This is a genomic window from Veillonella sp. (genome assembly GCF_018364065.1).
Classification (GTDB): domain Bacteria; phylum Bacillota; class Negativicutes; order Veillonellales; family Veillonellaceae; genus Veillonella_A.
Genome location: NZ_JAGZMO010000001.1, coordinates 262,210 through 281,551, shown reverse-complemented (window position 1 = coordinate 281,551; position 19,342 = coordinate 262,210). Strand labels below are relative to the sequence as shown.

Below are 19,342 nucleotides of genomic sequence, written 5' to 3'. Positions count from 1 at the left end.
GGCAAGGTGCGAATCCTTACATATTTAGTGGTGACGGCTGTAATAACAGTATTCTCCGTGATGTAAGATTCAATTCCTGACCGGCGGTGATAGTCCGCAAGCCCTGAAATGGGTTGACTCGGTGTGATTCCGAGACCGACAGTACAGTCTGGATGGGAAAAGACAGGTACATGAATATACTTGGTTCTGCAAGGGGCCGGGAGAGTTCGTGTAGCCCGCAAGTAAATTCAAGGACTATAGCAATATAGTCCTTTTTCTTTTACATAAATACCTTATGGACGAAAAATTGTTGTGATGTTAGCGATACTATTGAGGGTATGTTATGACAGATGAGCAATATATGGCCCGGGCCATGACCCTGGCGGCCAGAGCAGTTGGACAAACATATCCGAATCCTATGGTGGGTGCCGTTGTTGTAAAAGACGGACGCATTATAGGGGAAGGATATCATCATAAGGCCGGAGAACCTCATGCGGAAGTACATGCATTGCGAGCTGCCGGTGAAGCGGCAAAGGGAGCCACGCTTTATGTAACGTTGGAACCCTGCGCGCATTACGGCAAGACACCGCCTTGTGCAAAGCGGGTTATTGAAGCCGGCATAGCACGAGTGGTTGTGAGCGTAGTGGATACGAATCCTTTGGTCGCAGGCAAGGGCATTGCCATGTTGAAAGCGGCCGGTATTGAAGTGACCACGGGTGTCTTAGAAAAAGAGTGCAGCGTATTGATTGAAGGTTTTCTTTCTTATATTAAAACAAAGCGCCCTTTTGTAACCTTGAAATCCGCCATGAGTCTGGACGGCAAAATTGCCACCCGAACCGGTGAATCACAGTGGATTACGAATGAGATGGCTCGCCGTGACGGGCACATTCTTCGTGCCACCCATGATGCCATTGTGGTAGGAATCGGCACCGTATTGGCAGATAATCCTACGCTAACGGCGCGGGTGTCTTATGAAGAGGTTGAGGCGGCACTCACGAAAGGCCTTACTGCGTATGGTGCTGATGTAACGTCCGGTTTGCCGGCTGAAACGGCTGTAAAGGTACACCAGCCGGATGTGCTTGTGCTGGACAGCTTGGGGCGTACGCCTACAGATGCCAATCTTTTAAAAGGTCTTAGTAATGAACAGAGCCGCAAGGTTCATATATTTGTAAGTGACCGTTGTGAGGCCCATGAAATCGAACGACTTCAAAGGGCAGGTGCTCTGGTGCATGTAGTGAATGGGCACGACGGCCATGTAGACATAGAAGAATTTTTGCAGATTGCCGGTGAAATCGGTTACACATCGATTCTCGTTGAAGGTGGCAGCCGTATTATTTCCGCCTTCGTAAAAGCCAATCTGTTCAATAAAATCATTACTTACATAGGTAATATACTCATCGGCGGTAAAGACGCTTTGAGCGCCATGGCCGGTGAAGGCGTGGATTATTTAAAGGACGCACCGGTTTTACAGTTTAAAACTGTGGAACTCATCGATAATAATGTACGAATTGAAGCGTATCAACAGGAAAGGAGTGACACATAATGTTCACAGGAATTATTGAAGAAGTGGGACATGTGGTTAGTATTCGTCACACCGGACCGTCATTGCGGCTCACTATTGAAGGGCAAAAAATATTCGACGATATGGAGATCGGTTGCTCCATTTCCGTTAACGGTGTATGTTTGACCGTAACGGAATATAAGGGACGCCAGTTCAGCGCCGATGTGATGCCGGAGTCGGTAAAGATGACGACGCTTCACAATTTGAAAGCCGGTTCCGCCGTTAATCTGGAACGGGCTATGGCGGCAAACGGCCGCTTCGGCGGACATATGGTGGCAGGCCACGTGGACGGCATGGGCCGCATCAAGGCGGTGCGCCATGTGGGCAACTCCGTTGTATTTACTATTGAAACAACCCCGGATGTATTGGACTACATCATTTATAAAGGGTCTGTAGCGGTGGACGGAGCAAGCTTGACTGTATCGAAACGGGAAGCCTCCTATTTTGAGATTTCCATTATTCCACATACCATTGCCAATACGATTTTAGCAACGGCCCGGGAGGGAACCGTTGTTAATCTGGAAACTGATATAGCCGGTCGTTACATACGCCACTTCTTAACTGATTTCAGCGGATCTTCGCAGACGAAGTCAGTGGAAGGCGACGCACAGCGTAACGTAGCCGATGATAGTAATAAAAATAAGCAAACCGCAGGCATAACTATGGACTGGTTAGCCTCGAAAGGGTTTATGTAAAGGAGCCGATGTAAATGGGACGTATGTTAAATACGATTGAAGAAGTATTAGAAGATATTAAAGTTGGTAAACCGGTAATTATCGTTGACGATGAAAGTCGCGAAAACGAAGGTGACCTGGTAATTGCCGCCGAATTTGCAAACCGTGAAAATATTAACTTCATGGTAAAAGAAGCGCGCGGTATCGTTTGTACACCAATGAAGAAGGAAGATTTGGACCGTCTCGGCATTTTCCAGATGGTGGAAAAGAATACAGATAACCACGAAACGGCCTTTACGGTTACAGTAGACCATGTGGATACTACAACCGGCGTTTCTCCTTATGAACGTGCCCTTACGATTCGCCACATGCTTGACGCGGATGCAAAACCGGAAGATTTCCGTCGTCCGGGTCATGTATTCCCATTGCAGTACAAAGAAGGCGGCGTGTTAGTGCGTCAGGGCCATACAGAAGCATCGGTAGACCTTTGCCGTTTGGCGGGCCTTCGCGAAGCATCCGTAATCTGTGAAATCACGAAAGACGACGGCAACATGGCTCGTCTTGATGACTTATTGGTATTTGCTGAAAAACATGATTTGAAGATTGCCTCTGTGGCAGAACTTATTGAATACCGTAAATTGCATGAGCCTATCATTCAACTGGCTGCGGAATCCAATTTACCTACAGAATTCGGCGATTTTAAAATTTTAGTATTCAAAAACTACTTGGATCACAAAGAACATTTAGCTATCGTTAAAGGCGATGTAGCTGATGGTGAAGACGTATTGGTTCGCGTGCACTCCGAATGTTTAACCGGCGATGTGTTCGCATCGAAACGATGTGACTGTGGTGCACAACTTCACAATGCGTTGCGTACCATTGAAAAAGAAGGTCGCGGTGTAGTGGTGTATATGCGTCAGGAAGGTCGCGGCATCGGCTTGACGAACAAGATTAAAGCCTATGCGTTGCAGGAACAAGGCCTCGACACAGTAGAAGCGAATGTGAAATTAGGCTTCCCGCCTGATATGCGCGAATACTCTTTGGCGGCACAGATTATCCGCTTCCTGGGCATTAAGAGCGTACAGCTTTTAACGAATAATCCGTTAAAACGCACCAGCCTTGAACATTGGGGCATCGATGTACATAAACGCGTTCCTGTAATCATCAAAGCGAACAGCGTGAATGCTTCGTACTTACAAACTAAAAAAGAAAAAATGGGTCATTTATATTAATTGATGGAGGATATCATGGTAAGAGAAGGTAAATTATTAGGCACAGGTAAACGTTTTGCAATCGTTGGCTCCCGTTTCAACGAGTTTATTACATCTAAATTAATCAGCGGCGCTATGGATGCTTTATTGCGTCATGACGTTAAGGAAGAAGATGTGACCACAATTTGGGTACCGGGCGCATTTGAAATTCCTTTAATTGCAAAAAAAGCCGCTCAGAGCGGTAAATACGATGCTGTTATCTGCGTAGGCGCGGTAATTCGCGGATCCACTACACACTATGACTATGTGTGCAGTGAAGTATCCAAAGGCATTGCTCATGTAAGCCTTGAAACCGGTGTGCCTGTAATGTTCGGTGTTATTACAACGGAAAATATTGAACAGGCTATCGAACGTGCCGGCACTAAAGCAGGCAACAAAGGCTTTGACTGTGCAATGGGTGCCATCGAAATGGTTAACTTGTTGGAACAAATCTAATCAGCTATAAGTACATATATTTTGTTAATTCCGGGCCCTGTTACGCAATATAACAGGGCCTAAATCAAGTTTGAATTAAGTCACTTAAATTGCTTATACAGCCTGATTGATATGGATCGGTTAGCCTCATTGAGTCATTTAAGCAGCTTAATTCGTTTAAGTACATTAAATATTTTGAAGATTATTTAAGTAAAGAAAAGTGAGGTTTTCATATGGATAAAATTTGTCGCTATACGACGAAAGAAGGCGTTCGTATGGCCGTTGCAGTTACAAGAGATACAGTGGAAGAAGCGCGTGTGCGTCACGATTTGTCGCCAGTTGCCACAGCCGCATTAGGTCGTACAATGACCGGTGCTCTGCTTATGGCCGGTGATTTTAAAAACGAAGAAAACGTAAGCTTGCGCATTCAAGGGGACGGTCCTTTAGGCGTCGTTCACGTAGATGCGTTCAGCAATAATACAGTGCGCGGTTATGTAGATAATCCTCATGTAGACGTACCTTTGAAGTATGCCGGTAAATTAGACGTAGGCGCAGCGGTAGGTCATAATGGTGATGTAAAAGTAACTCGTTTTACTAAACTCCGTCAGGATTATACATCCCAAAGCCCAATCCAAACCGGTGAAATCGCGGAAGACTTGGCGTACTACTTGTACACGTCCGAACAGATTCCGGCTACCATCAGTCTCGGTGTGTTGGTAGACACAGATCAGACAACAAAAGCGGCCGGCGGTTTCCTCGTACAGGCATTGCCTGATGCTACTGATGAAGCATTGGCGCAAGTAGAAGCCAACATTAACGAATTGGGTCCAATTTCCAAGTACTTGGAAACGCATCCTGATGCTGAAGGTTTGGTTGAACGCGTATTAGGCGGACTTACTGTTGAGAAAGTTTACGAAGGGGATGTTCGATTCCAGTGTACTTGCAGCCGTGAACGTTTCGAAGGCGTGCTCATGACCTTGACTGATAAAGACAAGAAGGATCTCTTGGAAGATGAAACAACTGAACTTGTTTGTCATTATTGCAATGAAAAATATCATTTCACTCGTGACGAATTGAAACAGTTGTTCAAAGAAGCAAGTCAGCCTAAGAGCTAATAAAGAAACAAGTTCGTCTAAGGGCTAATGACGGATGCGAGTCTGTTATAGGTTAATGAAAGAAATAGGCTTTCCCAAGAGCTAATGAGAGGTTCATTAGAAGTTAAAAAATTTCTTAATGACTTTGATTTACAAAAAGTAAGACATAACGTAATTAAGCGTAATGTGGTACAATAATATAGACAGGCACTACTATGGTGTAAATTCTCCAGGCTTGCCCTGGAGAATTTTTTTGTTTAGAACGTATTCAAAACGAAGAGGTGACATAATGGGTATAATTGCAGTAATTGGCGGTACCGGTGTATACGATCCGTCTATGTTTGAAAATATTCAAAAGAAGACTATGAATACTCCTTATGGAGAGATTACCTATACAGAGGGGTCCTACAAAGGCAAGCAGGTTGTGTTCCTGGCACGCCACGGTTCGGACCATTCCATTCCGCCCCACATGATTAATTATCGTGCCAATATTTGGGGCCTTAAAAAATTAGGCGTTACAGTGATTGTGTCTACTACAGCTGTAGGCTCCTTAAATGAAAATTACAAACCCGGTCATTTTGTGTTGATCGACCAATTCCTGGACTTTACGAAAGTTCGGGCCAACACATTCTTTGACGGCAACGGGAAGAAAGTAGTTCACTTGGGTGTGGGCAATCCATATGCACCGGAAATCCGCGCGCATATTGAAGAGGCCGCTCATGAGCTCAATATTGATATTCACAATGGCGGTACCTACGTATGTACAGAAGGCCCTCGTTTTGAAACACCGGCTGAAATCAAGATGTATCACATGCTTGGTGCGGACACTGTCGGCATGACAAATGTACCGGAAGTTGTGTTGGCCGGCGAAGCGGAAATCGCTTATGCCACTATTTCCATGGTAACTAACTTTGCCGCAGGCATTTCACCAACCGAATTGACTCACCAGGAAGTGCTGGATATTATGCAGGAAATGAGCGATAAGTTTAAAGCGCTTATTTTACGAACCATTGAAAAAATCGATCCGAATGAAGATTTACCGTCTCATCATCGCCTTGAAGAATACGGCGGATTTAAAGTAGCCTTGGGTAAAGAAGGAGAGCTTCTATGATGAACGAACCATTGCGCAGTATTAACTGGACCGGCGAAGAGTTAATCTTATTGGATCAGACAAAGCTTCCCGGCGAAGAAGTGTATATTCACTGCACAGATTGGCGACAAGTTGGCGAAGCCATTAAGAAATTGCGAGTGCGCGGAGCTCCGGCTATCGGTGTGGCTGCGGCGTACGGTTTAATTTTAGCGGCTAAAGAAGCGGTAGCAAAAGCATCCGAACCGGGGGCGGCGGAGAAGTCTTTATTCCTTGAATATTCGGAAGAATTGAAAAATACACGCCCTACAGCGGTAAACCTGGCCTGGGCGATTGACCGCATCGTGAATCGCATTGTGTATCAGGCCGATTCCATTTCAGAAGTGATCAGTTTAATCGAAGCGGAAGCGACCGCCATTGAGCTTGAAGACGTACAACTTAATAAATGTATGGCCAAAGCGGGCGCCACTTTGTTTGAAGGGCAAGAAAATATTCGCATCCTGACGCATTGTAATGCGGGCGCATTGGCTACAGCCGGCTTAGGTACGGCGCTGGGCGTTGTGCGCGAGTTACATCAAAACGGTCAGTTGAAACGGGTGTATGCGGACGAAACGAGACCTCTTTTACAAGGGGCCCGCTTAACAGCTTTTGAACTGCATCGCGATGGCATCCCGGTTACATTATTAACTGATAATATGGCGGCATACGCAATGCAGCAAGGACTTATTGACGCCGTTATCGTCGGCGCGGACCGCATCACCACAGCCGGTGACGTGGCCAATAAAATCGGCACTTACGGCGTGGCATTGGCGGCGAAGGCACATAATATTCCATTTTATGTAGCTGCACCGTACAGCACCTTTGATTTCACCTTGCAGGATGGGAAAGATATTCCTATTGAAATGCGCGGTGACGAGGAAGTAAAACACTTCGGCGGCGTTCTGACAGCACCTCCTGATGTGGACGTCTTGAATCCGGCTTTTGACGTAACCCCGCATGAGCTGGTTTCGGCTATCATAACGGAAGAAGGCGTTTTAAAAGCGCCGTTCACAGAATCTATTGAACGGTTGAAACAGAAAAAAGGCTTGGACGGCGTGGAATAATAAGCCGTTTCTTAGAATGGTAATAACGAAACACTAGCCGAGGGAAATAATCTGACAGCCCAGCGAAGGAAATAATCTGACAGCTCAGCGAAGGAAACAATATACGAATTCGCCGAAGAAATATAAATACCAATTGAAAGAAAGAAGAGGAATCTCATGGAATCATTAATTAGAGATATTAAATTGGCCCCTGAAGGACATAAAAAGATTGAATGGGTGTCCAATTTCATGCCTGCTCTTAACAGCTTACGTGAAGAATTTAAAGCTAGTCATAAGTTTGAAGGTAAGACGATTGTGGTCAGTGTCCATTTGGAAGCGAAAACAGCGTACTTGTCCACAGTGTTAAAAGAAGCCGGTGCTGACGTTATCGTAACCGGTTCCAATCCACTGTCCACACAGGATTATGTGGCCGCTGCCTTGGTAGATATGGGCCTCACCGTATATGCATGGCACGACTGCACCGAAGAAGAATATTTCATGTTCCTCAACAAAGCATTGGACCACAAGCCACATATTATTATTGATGACGGCGGCGACTTGGTAAATCTGCTTCATACAACTCGCACAGATGCGAAAGAACGTCTCATCGGCGGCTCTGAAGAAACAACCACAGGCGTTCATCGCCTTCATGCATTGGCTAATGCGAAGAAACTTACATTCCCGATGATTGCCGTTAACGATTCCTATTGCAAATATTTATTCGACAATCGCTACGGTACAGGTCAATCTGTATGGGACGGTATTATGCGTACTACGAACTTGACTGTTACCGGTAAAAATGTTGTTGTAGCCGGCTACGGCTGGTGCGGCAAGGGCGTTGCTATGCGTGCAAAAGGTTTGGGCGCTCACGTTATCGTAACCGAAGTTGACCCTATTAAAGCGATCGAAGCCGTATTTGACGGATTTAAAGTTATGCCTATGGTGGAAGCCGCTCCAATCGGTGATATTTTTATTACTGTAACAGGCTGTAAAGACGTTATCGGCAAGGCTCACTATGAAGTGATGAAAGATAAAGCCATTATGTGTAATGCGGGTCATTTTGACTGTGAAGTAAATGGCAAAGAATTGGCGGAAGTGGCTGTATCTCACAAGGAAGTACGTAAAAATATTGAAGGCTATACAATGAAAGACGGCCGTACTTTGTATCTCTTGGCCGGTGGACGTTTAGTAAACTTGGCGGCCGGCGATGGACATCCTGCAGAAATCATGGACTTGTCCTTTGCTATGCAGGCATTGGCTGCTGAATATTTGCTCGATCATGGCACATCCATGGAAGCAACAGTTCACATCTTGCCTCATGAATTAGATGAACGCATGGCGAAAGTAAAATTACAGTCCATGGGCTATGATATCGATACATTGACTCAGGAACAATACGATTATTTACATACAGTTAATTGATGAAAGTATAGCTAATGCTTTTAAAGTGTTAGTTATATTTAGCGTTTAAACAGTAACAGTGTGTATTTAGTTTTTTAACAGCTAAACGTATAGTTACAGGTAATTTAGATTGCCTGAGGAGTAGCTATTGTTTCTTTTGACAGATTTATTTATAAAAGGAGTTCACCATGGCAGAAATTGTGATTCGCCATATTGACTGCATAACCGGCGAGTTTAACGGTAGTGACAGTGTAATTTTGCGAAATGCCACACTCATTATCGAGAACGGCTATATTAAGTGTATTCTTTCTCCGGAAGAAGCACGCACCCCGGAAGGGGAGCAGCTGATTGACCATGCGGTAAAGACGGCAGACTACGTGCTGGACGGTAAAGGCCGCTTGGCTGCACCGGGCTTCGTTAATACGCATACGCATATTGCAATGGGCCTGTTCCGTAACTATGCGGACGATTTGGAGTTAATGGACTGGTTGGCTAATGAAATCTGGCCGGCGGAAGCGAAGCTTACGAGCGAGCTTGCTACCATGGGTACACAATTAGGTGTGGCCGAAATGATTCGCTCCGGTACGACTTGCTTCAACGACATGTACTTCTTTATGGACGACGTGGCGGAAGTGGTAAAAGAAACCGGCATTCGCGCCGTATTATCCCGTGGCATGGCCGGTGTGGCACCGACTGCTATGCAGGCTCTGGACGAAAGCCGCGATTTGTTTAACAAGTGGAACGGCTTTGAAAATAACCGCATCAAGGTCATGTTAGGGCCACACGCACCATATACATGCCCTGATGAATACATGAAGAAAGTTATGGACTTGGCTCACGAACTGGGGGCTCAGATTCATGTACATCTTTGCGAAACTAAAACAGAAGTGAATGATGTAATTAAGGCTACCGGTAAAACACCGATTGCTCATTTCAATGATTTGGGCGTATTCGATGTGGGCTGTGTGGCTGCTCACGGTGTTCATCTTACAGATAACGATTTGCTCATTATGCATGAAAAGGGCGTACGCGTAGCACATAATCCACAGTCCAATCTGAAATTAGCCAGCGGTATTGCAGACCTTCCGGCTATGTTGCAACAAGGTCTTACAGTAGGCCTCGGCACAGACGGATCCGCTTCCAACAATAATGCGGATATGCTGGAAGAAGTGCGCTTAGCCGCTATGCTTCATAAAGCAACTCATTACGATCCTAAAGTCATTCCGGCTCATACCGCCTTGGCATTGGGTACTGTAGAAGGGGCTAAAGTGTTGGACTACCACGATTTGGGCCTAATTAAAGAAGGGTATCGCGCGGATATCGTGTTATACGATACAACCGGTGTACACTGGTTACCACGTTACAACGATGTGGCATCCCTCGTGTATGCAGCTAATTCCTCCGACGTGGCCACTACAATCGTTGCCGGTAAGATCCTTATGAAAGATAGAGAATTACTTACCATCGACGAAGAAAAATTGCGTCGTCAGATACAAGTGGGGACGGAGATTTTTAAAAAGTAATACAAAAAGACCATCTGTTTAACAGATGGTCTTTATTTTCGTTATATACTGTTTTTAGTAGATAAACGCATTTATTAGATTAATTTTTTAGCAGCTTCTAAAGCAGCGTCGAAGTTAACAGCGTTAGTTACTTCAGGAACGTATTCTACGTAAGCTACTTTGTTGTCTTTACCAACTACTACGATACCGCGAGTTAAAAGGCGAAGTTCTTCGATCAAGAAACCGTAGTTAGTGCCGAAGCTAGCTTCTTTGTGGTCGGAAAGAGTAACTACTTTGTCAACGCCTGCAGCACCGCACCAGCGTTTTTGAGCGAAAGGAAGGTCCATGGATACAGTCAATACGATTACATCGTCGGAAAGGTTACCGGCTTCAACGTTGAAACGGCGAGTCTGAGCATCGCAAACACCGGTATCTAAGGAAGGAACTACGGAGATGATTTTTACTTTGCCTTCGTAGTCTTTAAGGGATTTTGCCTGTAAATCGTTATCAAGTAAAGTGAAGTCAGGAGCTTGTTCGCCAACTTTTACTTCTTTGCCAACAAGAGTCATTGGGTTATTTAAAAATGTAATTACACCAGTACGTTTTTCCATGTTATTAACCTCCATATGATTAAATAGGTTGAATACAAAACAATTGGATGAGATTTCTCTCTGCATATCAAGTATAGCATTTTCGTGGACAATAGTAAAACACTAAATTTAAGAAATTCGATACTTATTCTCTTTTAGCTTTATCGTGTCTTATCATCCGGCTATTTATGTATGTTTTTCATTTTTTAGATAATTATGATAAAATATATTAGTAAATCGCATAATTTCTATACATTGGATTTTGAATATACTGAGAGATAACCGCAAGTGCGGATGTAGTATGTGTTCCGCAGTTTTTTATATAGGAGAGAACATGAAGAAACTTCGTATTTTTTCTCAATTTTTTAAAGGATATGGGCTCATTTATTTATTGGGCGTCATATTGATGATTATTATCGACATTTTATTCTTATACGTACCGAAACTTACCGGTGAAGCAATCAGCACCTTATATTACGGTAGAGAAGGACTCACTACCTATATAGGGTACTTTTTTATCTTAGCTATTGCGGTAACGATTCTAAAGTTTGCATCCCGTCACTTAGTACTGGGTTCGATTCGACGGTTTGAATTTCTGTTGCGCCGTCGATTGTTTGATCATGCCTTATATATTAACACGGCCTATTATGAAAAGAACGGTCCCGGCAAAGTTATGGCGCTCATGACTAATGACGTAACGTCCTTGCGTGTATCATTGGGCCTTGGCGTTATGATTCTTGTAGATGCCATTTTCTTCGGCCTCTGTGCGTTCTTTATTGTGGCACAGTCCATCAGTTTGGAGATGGCAGCTATTATTTTATCACCTATGCCGTTCGTTATGGCAGGCATGCTCTATGTGAGTCGCCGCATGCGCAAGAAACAGCGTGAAGCGCAAAATACATATAGTGATTTAACGGAATTCGCTCAAGAATTATTTTTAGGCATGCCGATTATCCGTGCATTCAATCGTGAAATGCGAAGCATTAAACGATTTGCCGCCATTAATACTCAAAACTACGAAAAGAATATGAAAGTAGTTTTGCTCGATTCACTTTTGGCGCCCATTACCTATGTGGCACCGTTCCTTTGCTATGCCATCGCCATTTATGTGTGCGGCACGCTTATTATTGAAAATAGGCTGACTGTAGGCGAGTTCGTTGCCATCAACGGCTATTTGCTCCTAATCATCGGCCCGATTATGGGCATCGGTTCTTTATTGGCCGTACTTCAAAAAGGATTGGCCTCGTTAGATCGCATTTACGACTTCCTTATCATTGAAGAGGAAGTGGTAGGGGAAGACGAACGGGAGCTTCCATTGAGCCAGATGGAAATTAAGAATTTAACGTTTACCTATCCTGGCACGAAGGAGCCTATTTTACATGATGTGTCCCTATCGGTGGAACCGGGCGAGTTTGTGGGCATTGTAGGAGGTCCCGGCTCAGGAAAATCTACCTTGTTTAAGTTATTGCTCAGACTTCAGTCAATTCCGGAAAATACCATGTTTATCAACGGTGAGGATATTGCGAAGCTTCCTTTAGAAGTGCTTCGCAGATCCATTGCGTATGTACCTCCTGAAAGTTATTTACTGGGTACAACCATTGGCGAAAATATAGCCTTCGGTGCCGCATCAGATCACACGATTACGTTGGAAGAGGCGGCTAAGCGGGCTGCCTTTAACCGCGATCTGAATGAACGACTTCCTTCTGCGGCCAAGCGTTTGAAAGAAGGCGGCACGGATCTGTCGGGCGGACAGAAACAGCGCGTCAATATTGCGCGCGGTCTTTATAAAAATGCACCGTATTTACTGTTAGATGACAGTTTTTCCGCGTTGGATACAGTGAGTGCGTCTACCATCATCAATACATTGCGAAGCGGTCGCGAACAGACATTGCTCTTTATTTCCCAACGTTTGGAAGCATTGCGCGATGCGGACCGCATCATCGTATTTAAAGAGGGTTCCATTGTTGAACAGGGCACTCATAATGAATTGATTGCTAGCCGTGGCGAATATTATCGTCTTTACGAAAAACAGTTGGAATACGTTACTAATTTTACTGATGATGAAATCATAGAAAATGTAGAAAGCGGTAAAGGAGGTGCTATTCATGAGTAAGCAACACAGCAGTTCCTATACAGTGCAGGAAGAAACTACACTTACCAATAAAAATGACTTTCTCCTGTTACAGCGCTTAGGGCTTTACATTAAGCCTCATATAATGCTGTTAATTACGGCGGCCATATTTTTACTTGTGGCCCTATTCCTTGACTTGACCCGTCCGTGGATTATTAAGACGGTCATCGATACAGCATTCCCTGAAAAGTCGGCCGGACTGATTATGCAATATGCAGGCATCTACTTTGGTACCATTATTATCAGCATAATCGCTATGTTCACCCATACCTATATGCTGGAGAAATTCGGGCAACAGATTATTTTTGAAATACGCAATACAGTGTTTGCAAAGATTTTGGCCCGTACGCCGGCTCATTTTTCAGAACTGCCTATCGGCAACTTGGTAACCCGTGTGACGAATGATACGGAATCTCTGCGTACCTTATATACAGATGTAGTTTTAAAATTAGCAAGCAGTGCGCTTATGATTGTGGGTATTTTAATTTCCATGTTTATGCTCAATGTGAAAATGGCCCTCATGGTGTCATTATTAATCCCGATCATGGGCGTTATCATTTACGTATACCAAATCTATGCGCGCAAGGCGTTCCGCGGTGTGCGTACGAAGCTGGCCGCATCTAACTCATCGGTGCAGGAAATGCTTAACTTTATCGTCATTATTAAGTCCTATGTGGGCGAGCGTATTATGGCGAAGCAGTACGATAAAATCAGTAAGGAATTTTTGGAAGCCGGACTGTTTGAAGTGAAGACCTTTGCCATATTCCGTCCAATCGTTGACGGCTTGGTATTTGTAGTTATCATTGCCATCTTCAGCTTTACAAACTGGTTTGATACAGTCATTGAAGCGGGGACCGTATTTGCGTTCCTGCAGTATATGAATAAACTATTTGTGCCGATTAAAGAAATTGCCGAGAAATACAACAATCTGCAAAGTGCCTTGGCGGGCGCGGAGCGTCTGGTGCCGATTATCAATGAGGAAGCGGATACGGAAATTAAGAGCGTGGACGTGCCGGATGAATTTAAAGAAATTCACTCTATTGAGTTCGATCACGTGTGGTTCTCCTACGACAATTCCGACAAATATGCCTTGGAGGATATTTGCCTAACCATCAAAGGCGGTCAATTTATCGGCATTGCCGGTCCATCCGGTGGTGGTAAATCCACATTAATGTCATTGCTCATGGGCTTTTATAAGCCGACTAAAGGGACAATTCGCATTAACGGTCTCGATGTAAGTGACTATGCACCGGCCGTGCTTCGTGAAATTATGGGCTATGTGTTCCAAGACAGTCATTTGTTTAAGGGCACCATTCGGGAAAACTTATCTCTCTATGAAGACGATATTGATGAATCGGTTCTTATTGGAGCGGCGAAACAGGCTCATTTACACACTATGATTGAGCGATTGCCGCAAGGCTATGATACGCCGGTTGGTTACTTGGGTTCATTGTTGTCTACAGGGCAGAAGCAGTTGCTCGCTATGGCCCGTGCATTGGTACGTAAGCGCCAAGTGCTTATCTTTGACGAAGCGACGGCCCATATTGACAGCCATACGGAACAGCTGATCCAGGACTCCATTGAATCTATTCGCGGAGAAAAGACGATTATCAGCATTGCTCACCGTTTATCCACCATCCGTTTTGCGGACGGTATTTACTTAATCGAAAACGGCCGCATCGTAGAACGAGGCAGCTATGAAGAGCTGATTCGTCAAAAAGGCGCATTCTACACGCTTTGGGAAGCGAAGAAAGCTTAGTAGAGAACTATTAATTTCTAATAAATACGGATATATTTTACTAAAAATATACTGACATATGTTATAATTAAGAGTACAATGTATATTCTGTAAGGACGTCAGGAGGTGTAGCGGTGATTGAGATAATTACGTCAAAAGACAGTAAAACATTAAAGTTTGCCCAATCTTTGCAAAAGAAAAAATATCGCACTTTACATCAGGCGTACTTGGCAGAAGGACTTCGAACCGTTGTGGACATGATGCCTACGGGCTATGTGCAATCCGTTTTGATGACCGATGTGTTTCGGGACAGTGAAGACGGTGAAGCCGTAGTTAAAGAGGCGGAAGGGCGGTCCATTTCAGTGTATGTAATGAATCAGACGCTTTTTAAGCAAGTGGAAAAAACGGTTCATGGTCAGGGCATTGTTGGCATTGTGAAAAAACAGTCCCTTTCTATGGACGATGTGGTGAAAGACTTTACCGAGAAACCGGAGAAGGCTATTTACGCTCTATTGGATGAAGTACAGGATCCGGGAAACTTGGGGACGATTATTCGTACAGCGTTGGCAGCCGGTGTTAAAGCCATTTTCCTTACAAAGGGCAGTGTGGATCCGTATAATGAAAAAACGGTTCGCAGCACCATGAGCGCGATTACAAAATTGCCTATTATTGAAGATGTGGATTTGGAGACTATGAGGGCTTTAAAATCTCAACTGGGCCTTACGTTTTACGGCACCGCACTGGAAGAAGCAACGTCCTTATATAAGACGAACTTCACATATCCCGCCGTTTTCCTGTTGGGGAATGAAGCACGCGGCTTAAGCGCAGAATGGCTTCAAATGGCGGATAAACGAGTGCATATTCCTATGTACGGACCGATTGAATCATTGAATTTGAATGTGGCGGCGGCGCTGTGTTTTTATGCTGCCAGAGAGTGTGACGACTGTGAATGATGGCAAGACTATATCGATTGAAGGACCCGGCTACGCCCATGCGGTAGTGGATTTGCAACGTGCAGAACGACAGGGATTTCCTGAAGTTGTATATTGCGAAGGCAAAACAGATGAACAGTGCATCTTAATTTTTAAAGAATTGGATGCTCATTATAAAACATATATGGGAACTCGTGCGCGTCGCAGTATCTATGAAGCGTTGCGCAAGGATATTCCGCATATTCAATACGATGAAACGAGCCGGATTATATACAGTCGCGGCGATGAGGAATTGAAAAACGGTGACCGTATAATTGCAGTTGTTACGGCAGGCACCAGCGACATTGCGGTGGCGGAAGAAGCGGCATTGACAGCGGAGCTGATGGGAAATAAAGTGGAGCGCATCTATGATGTAGGCGTTGCGGGGATTCATCGACTATTCGACCGCATGGAAACCATTCAGGAGGCCAATGTGGTCATCGTTGTAGCCGGTATGGAAGGGGCCTTGGCCAGTGTAGTGGGCGGCCTCGTATCAAAACCGGTTGTGGCTGTACCTACGTCAGTTGGCTATGGTGCCAGCTTCCACGGCTTGGCAGCCCTCTTGAGTATGCTCAATTCCTGTGCGGCCGGGGTAGGCGTTGTGAACATCGATAACGGCTTCGGCGCAGGGCGGTTGGCTCACATGATAAACAGTCAAAGATAAAAACTATATAATTCTGTCGATAAGAGGTATATAATTCCAAAGGTAAGAATTATATAATTCCAACGATACGAATTATATACTCTCATAGAGTAAGAGATATGTTTTCTGAGTCGATAACCGGAATATGTAGTTTGAAATACTGCATTGTTTATCTTTAGTTTAAATATAATTGTGAATGTATTAATATATTCGGGTTACACTGATAACAGGGCATACTGTAGCGGTGTAACCTCGTTTTCAGTACGGCGGTCTCAGCATATGGAGGTGATAGAGTAGTATGGAATATAAAGCTGATAAGAATCTTATCCAGATCGAAACAAACATCGACAATATGAATCCGGAGCTTTACACGGCGGTGCTGGAATATTTATTAACCATGGGTGTCAATGATGCGTGGCTTACACCGATTATCATGAAAAAAGGTCGGCCCGCCATATTGTTGTCCATATTATGTGACAATGCTTTACTTGAAGAAGTGGAAGCATTTTTATTTACCCAAACGACGACGATAGGCTTTCGTTATTTTCCGGTGGAACGTTCTATTTGCGAAAGAACATTTCAAGTGGTAGAATATAGAGGTTTTCCCATCCATGTGAAACGAGCCTTTTACAAAGGTGAATGTGTGAATACCACATTGGAATACGAAGATGTGGCAGCCGCCGCATCAGGGCTGAAACAACCGCTGAAGCTCATTGAACAGGAAGTTATGGCCATAGTTGTTTCCGGCTCGAAAGAAAAATAAAAAAGAGATTTACATTATATAAAAAATGCTATACACTACGAATGGACATATGTTGCAATTAAATATAACTTCTACAGTGTGAGTGTATAAAAGAAAGAGTAAAATTATGATACGTTTAATAGTAAATGCAGATGATTTTGGCCTCCATGAAGAAGTGAATAAGGGGATTGTGCGCGGCCATAAAGAAGGGATTATAACCAGTACGTCTTTATTGGCGAACGGCTATGATTTTGACGGTTCCGTAGAGGCGGCAAAAAGTTTACCGGAACTCGGCATCGGGGTTCACACAGCCCTTGTGGGCGGTTTGAAACCGTTAAGTGATCCGGAAAAGGTACCAAGCCTGTTGGAAGACGGCAAACTTGTGGAATCCTATCCGAAGTTCATTAAGAAAGCGGCCATGGGGCAGATTAATTTCCAGGAAGTATACAATGAGTTGGACCTGCAGTTTGAAAAAGTTATGTCCTCCGGACTTAACATTACGCATGCTGACGGACACCAGCACTTACATGTACTCCCTCAGATTACGCCGATTATGGTTTCCCTTCTGAAGAAATACGGCATCACCAAGATGCGTATTCCCGCAGAAGATAGATTCTTTATGAACGGCATTACGCAATGGGGGCGGTATATCGGCAAGGTAGGTCTTGCGGAAGTGGCGGACCACGCCTACACCTTTACAAGCCGCAACGGTATCTGGTCACCTCGTTATTTCTGGGGCATGATGAGCGGCGGTCGTTTGACAGAAGACCGTTTGCTTCACATTTTAGGACGCATTGCCAATATGCGGGGCAGTCATGAAATTATGACGCATCCGGGGGCAAAAGACAGCGTGCTGAATAAGGAATTCCACTGGGATTACCATTGGGAAAGTGAATTGTATTCTATGTGCTCCCCGGTAATCAGACAGTTTATTGAAGCACATAATATCCAACTATTGAATTATGGAGAATGTGAATGAATAAGATGGTAAAACGTGGGCTTATGTTGGCTGCCTTACTGTTTGTCATCTCCGGTCTGACTATTTATTTTACGATTGATTTGGAGTCCCTTAGGACTTTGCAGACATTCAACATTTCCTCTTTGTTATTGGCGCTGTTAGCGTTGGCCATCGGCATGTATTTTGATGGTTTGCGACTGCAACGCCTGGTTAAAATGGGGGGCTATGCCCTTCCGATTCGAGCTATTTTGCGCGTCATATTCGGCAACTATTTTATGGCGATGCTGACTCCCGGCGCCAGCGGCGGGGCGATTGCGCAGATGCTTATTTTAAAAAGTTATAAGGTGCCTATTATGAAGGGAGCACCAATTGTACTGGTGAGAACTATATTTTCCATATTCTTCCTCATCGTTATGCTCCCGTTTATTTTCCTGCATGGATCCATTACCATTCCTTATATTTCCAATACAACCTTATTACAGCTTTCGCTGGTCATGGTTGTTTGTACGATTATAGGGTTGTATGCGTTGCGCACCAATTTGATGAAACGCGCCGTGTTGTGGATTGCCCGAAAAACCAATAAAGGTACACCTAAAGCATGGTTATTAAAACTGAAAGAACTCAATGATGGGCTCGGGCTTTTATATGCGCGACCTTGGCAATCGTTTCTCGTTTTCATTGAGTCCGGCATCAGTTTATTATTCTTATATGCGATTGCACCGGCCCTTATGTGGGCATTTACGGTTGATATACCGATTGTAGATATTCTCAATCGGATGATATTATTAAATCTTATTTTGTATTTTGCACCCACTCCGGGAGGCACCGGTGTTGCGGAAGGGCTATTCATCTATCTCTTCAGTGATTTCCTGCCTGTAGGAACGGTCGGAATTGTGGCTGTGGGTTGGCGAATAGTAGCGGAATATGTGCCATTTTTTATCGGCATGTACTCGGTGTTTACACTTTACGGCCATCGGTTCTTAGCCGGTGAAATTAATGTCCGTGAAGATGAAGAAGGAGGCAACAAAATTGGCTAAGTTGAAGAAAGACAAATTTTATCTGGTGCAGGAAGACATTCTCCCAGAGGCAATTAAAAAGACCATTAAAGTAAAAGAAATCCTTAAACTGGGTGAAGCTAAAACGATTAACGAAGCGGTAGAACGCATGGACTTGAGCCGCTCCGCTTATTACAAATACAAGGATTATGTATTTCCTTTCTATGAAATTGCGCAGGGCAAAATTGTATCTATTACCATTTCCATGTCCAATGAATCCGGTATGTTGTCCAATATTTTGAGAGCCATTGCAGAAAGCAACGGCAGTATCTTGACTATCAACCAGGATATTCCATTACAAGGCATTGCGAACGTAACAATCGCATTTGAAACAAAAGACTTATCCGGTTCCTTGGAAGACTTACTTGATCATATTCGCTCCATTCGCGGTATTTTAAAAGTAGAAATCTTAGGCCAGGCATAAGCCGGTTTTCGCTGTAATATAACAG

The 19,342-nt window shown here is 44.2% G+C and carries 18 protein-coding genes and 1 riboswitch; of the genes, 17 read left to right on the top strand and 1 reads right to left on the bottom strand.

Going from position 1 to position 19,342, the window contains the following annotated elements:
* The first annotated feature begins 49 nt into the window (after positions 1-49).
* A riboswitch (FMN riboswitch) is annotated at positions 50-168 on the top strand.
* 154 nt (positions 169-322) lie between these two features.
* The 9 genes from ribD (at position 323) to KHZ77_RS01290 (ending at position 10,086) form a co-directional block, all read left to right on the top strand.
* The gene (gene ribD / locus KHZ77_RS01330; RefSeq protein WP_295194893.1) at positions 323-1,522 is read left to right on the top strand and encodes a bifunctional diaminohydroxyphosphoribosylaminopyrimidine deaminase/5-amino-6-(5-phosphoribosylamino)uracil reductase RibD; all 1,200 of its coding nucleotides are present in this window, start codon (positions 323-325) and stop codon (positions 1,520-1,522) included.
* Positions 1,522-2,235, top strand: coding sequence for a riboflavin synthase (locus KHZ77_RS01325; RefSeq protein WP_295194890.1), 714 nt, complete (start codon positions 1,522-1,524; stop codon positions 2,233-2,235). Before ribD ends, KHZ77_RS01325 begins: the two co-directional genes overlap by 1 nt.
* A 14-nt stretch (positions 2,236-2,249) precedes the next feature.
* Positions 2,250-3,446, top strand: coding sequence for a bifunctional 3,4-dihydroxy-2-butanone-4-phosphate synthase/GTP cyclohydrolase II (locus KHZ77_RS01320; RefSeq protein ID WP_295194888.1), 1,197 nt, complete (start codon positions 2,250-2,252; stop codon positions 3,444-3,446).
* 12 nt (positions 3,447-3,458) lie between these two features.
* Positions 3,459-3,920: a 6,7-dimethyl-8-ribityllumazine synthase gene (gene ribE, locus KHZ77_RS01315; RefSeq protein ID WP_295195115.1), complete on the top strand. Its 462-nt coding sequence runs from the start codon at positions 3,459-3,461 to the stop codon at positions 3,918-3,920.
* 212 nt (positions 3,921-4,132) lie between these two features.
* A complete protein-coding gene (hslO, locus tag KHZ77_RS01310) occupies positions 4,133-5,014 on the top strand; it encodes an Hsp33 family molecular chaperone HslO (protein WP_295194886.1) in 882 nt (293 codons plus the stop codon).
* Positions 5,015-5,282: 268 nt separating this feature from the next.
* The gene (mtnP, locus tag KHZ77_RS01305; protein ID WP_295194885.1) at positions 5,283-6,104 is read left to right on the top strand and encodes an S-methyl-5'-thioadenosine phosphorylase; all 822 of its coding nucleotides are present in this window, start codon (positions 5,283-5,285) and stop codon (positions 6,102-6,104) included.
* An 11-nt stretch (positions 6,105-6,115) separates the two neighbouring features.
* Positions 6,116-7,183, top strand: a complete 1,068-nt coding sequence (mtnA, locus tag KHZ77_RS01300) for an S-methyl-5-thioribose-1-phosphate isomerase (protein WP_295195113.1) — start codon at positions 6,116-6,118, stop codon at positions 7,181-7,183.
* 156 nt (positions 7,184-7,339) lie between these two features.
* The gene (locus KHZ77_RS01295) at positions 7,340-8,584 is read left to right on the top strand and encodes an adenosylhomocysteinase (protein ID WP_295194882.1); all 1,245 of its coding nucleotides are present in this window, start codon (positions 7,340-7,342) and stop codon (positions 8,582-8,584) included.
* 167 nt (positions 8,585-8,751) lie between these two features.
* Positions 8,752-10,086, top strand: a complete 1,335-nt coding sequence (locus KHZ77_RS01290) for an amidohydrolase (RefSeq protein WP_295194880.1) — start codon at positions 8,752-8,754, stop codon at positions 10,084-10,086.
* Between the two features lie 74 nt (positions 10,087-10,160).
* Here the strand turns inward: KHZ77_RS01290 and tpx are convergent, their stop codons facing one another.
* Positions 10,161-10,676, bottom strand: coding sequence for a thiol peroxidase (gene tpx / locus KHZ77_RS01285; protein ID WP_295194878.1), 516 nt, complete (start codon positions 10,674-10,676; stop codon positions 10,161-10,163).
* A gap of 313 nt (positions 10,677-10,989) precedes the next feature.
* On the opposite strand from tpx, the gene KHZ77_RS01280 reads away from it, so the two are divergent.
* The 8 genes from KHZ77_RS01280 (at position 10,990) to KHZ77_RS01245 (ending at position 19,317) form a co-directional block, all read left to right on the top strand.
* A complete protein-coding gene (locus KHZ77_RS01280; protein WP_295194877.1) occupies positions 10,990-12,768 on the top strand; it encodes an ABC transporter ATP-binding protein in 1,779 nt (592 codons plus the stop codon).
* Positions 12,761-14,545, top strand: a complete 1,785-nt coding sequence (locus KHZ77_RS01275; protein WP_295194875.1) for an ABC transporter ATP-binding protein — start codon at positions 12,761-12,763, stop codon at positions 14,543-14,545. The genes KHZ77_RS01280 and KHZ77_RS01275 overlap by 8 nt, the downstream gene beginning before the upstream one ends.
* A gap of 113 nt (positions 14,546-14,658) precedes the next feature.
* A complete protein-coding gene (locus KHZ77_RS01270) occupies positions 14,659-15,477 on the top strand; it encodes an RNA methyltransferase (RefSeq protein ID WP_295194873.1) in 819 nt (272 codons plus the stop codon).
* Positions 15,446-16,159, top strand: a complete 714-nt coding sequence (gene larB / locus KHZ77_RS01265; RefSeq protein WP_295194872.1) for a nickel pincer cofactor biosynthesis protein LarB — start codon at positions 15,446-15,448, stop codon at positions 16,157-16,159. Before KHZ77_RS01270 ends, larB begins: the two co-directional genes overlap by 32 nt.
* Before the next feature lie 277 nt (positions 16,160-16,436).
* On the top strand, positions 16,437-16,901 hold the full coding sequence (gene larC / locus KHZ77_RS01260; RefSeq protein WP_295194871.1) for a nickel insertion protein: 465 nt from the start codon (positions 16,437-16,439) through the stop codon (positions 16,899-16,901).
* A 106-nt stretch (positions 16,902-17,007) separates the two neighbouring features.
* Positions 17,008-17,859 (top strand): ChbG/HpnK family deacetylase, encoded by an 852-nt coding sequence (locus KHZ77_RS01255; protein WP_295194869.1) that lies wholly within the window; start codon positions 17,008-17,010, stop codon positions 17,857-17,859.
* Positions 17,856-18,875 carry a lysylphosphatidylglycerol synthase transmembrane domain-containing protein gene (locus tag KHZ77_RS01250; protein ID WP_295194867.1) on the top strand — a complete coding sequence of 340 codons (1,020 nt, stop codon included), beginning with the start codon at positions 17,856-17,858 and terminating at the stop codon, positions 18,873-18,875. Before KHZ77_RS01255 ends, KHZ77_RS01250 begins: the two co-directional genes overlap by 4 nt.
* Positions 18,868-19,317 carry an ACT domain-containing protein gene (locus KHZ77_RS01245; RefSeq protein ID WP_295194864.1) on the top strand — a complete coding sequence of 150 codons (450 nt, stop codon included), beginning with the start codon at positions 18,868-18,870 and terminating at the stop codon, positions 19,315-19,317. Before KHZ77_RS01250 ends, KHZ77_RS01245 begins: the two co-directional genes overlap by 8 nt.
* The last annotated feature ends 25 nt before the right edge of the window (positions 19,318-19,342 follow it).

Excerpts from the sequence above, each read along its gene's own strand:
- KHZ77_RS01280 (WP_295194877.1), top strand. The coding sequence starts at position 10,990 with ATGAAGAAACTTCGTATTTTTTCTCAATTTTTTAAAGGATATGGGCTC.
- ribD (WP_295194893.1), top strand. The coding sequence starts at position 323 with ATGACAGATGAGCAATATATGGCCCGGGCCATGACCCTGGCGGCCAGA.
- KHZ77_RS01295 (WP_295194882.1), top strand. The coding sequence starts at position 7,340 with ATGGAATCATTAATTAGAGATATTAAATTGGCCCCTGAAGGACATAAA.
- KHZ77_RS01320 (WP_295194888.1), top strand. The coding sequence starts at position 2,250 with ATGGGACGTATGTTAAATACGATTGAAGAAGTATTAGAAGATATTAAA.
- mtnP (WP_295194885.1), top strand. The coding sequence starts at position 5,283 with ATGGGTATAATTGCAGTAATTGGCGGTACCGGTGTATACGATCCGTCT.
- KHZ77_RS01255 (WP_295194869.1), top strand. The coding sequence starts at position 17,008 with ATGATACGTTTAATAGTAAATGCAGATGATTTTGGCCTCCATGAAGAA.
- larC (WP_295194871.1), top strand. The coding sequence starts at position 16,437 with ATGGAATATAAAGCTGATAAGAATCTTATCCAGATCGAAACAAACATC.
- hslO (WP_295194886.1), top strand. The coding sequence starts at position 4,133 with ATGGATAAAATTTGTCGCTATACGACGAAAGAAGGCGTTCGTATGGCC.
- larB (WP_295194872.1), top strand. The coding sequence starts at position 15,446 with ATGCTGCCAGAGAGTGTGACGACTGTGAATGATGGCAAGACTATATCG.
- KHZ77_RS01250 (WP_295194867.1), top strand. The coding sequence starts at position 17,856 with ATGAATAAGATGGTAAAACGTGGGCTTATGTTGGCTGCCTTACTGTTT.
- tpx (WP_295194878.1), bottom strand. The coding sequence starts at position 10,676 with ATGGAAAAACGTACTGGTGTAATTACATTTTTAAATAACCCAATGACT.
- KHZ77_RS01325 (WP_295194890.1), top strand. The coding sequence starts at position 1,522 with ATGTTCACAGGAATTATTGAAGAAGTGGGACATGTGGTTAGTATTCGT.
- KHZ77_RS01290 (WP_295194880.1), top strand. The coding sequence starts at position 8,752 with ATGGCAGAAATTGTGATTCGCCATATTGACTGCATAACCGGCGAGTTT.
- KHZ77_RS01275 (WP_295194875.1), top strand. The coding sequence starts at position 12,761 with ATGAGTAAGCAACACAGCAGTTCCTATACAGTGCAGGAAGAAACTACA.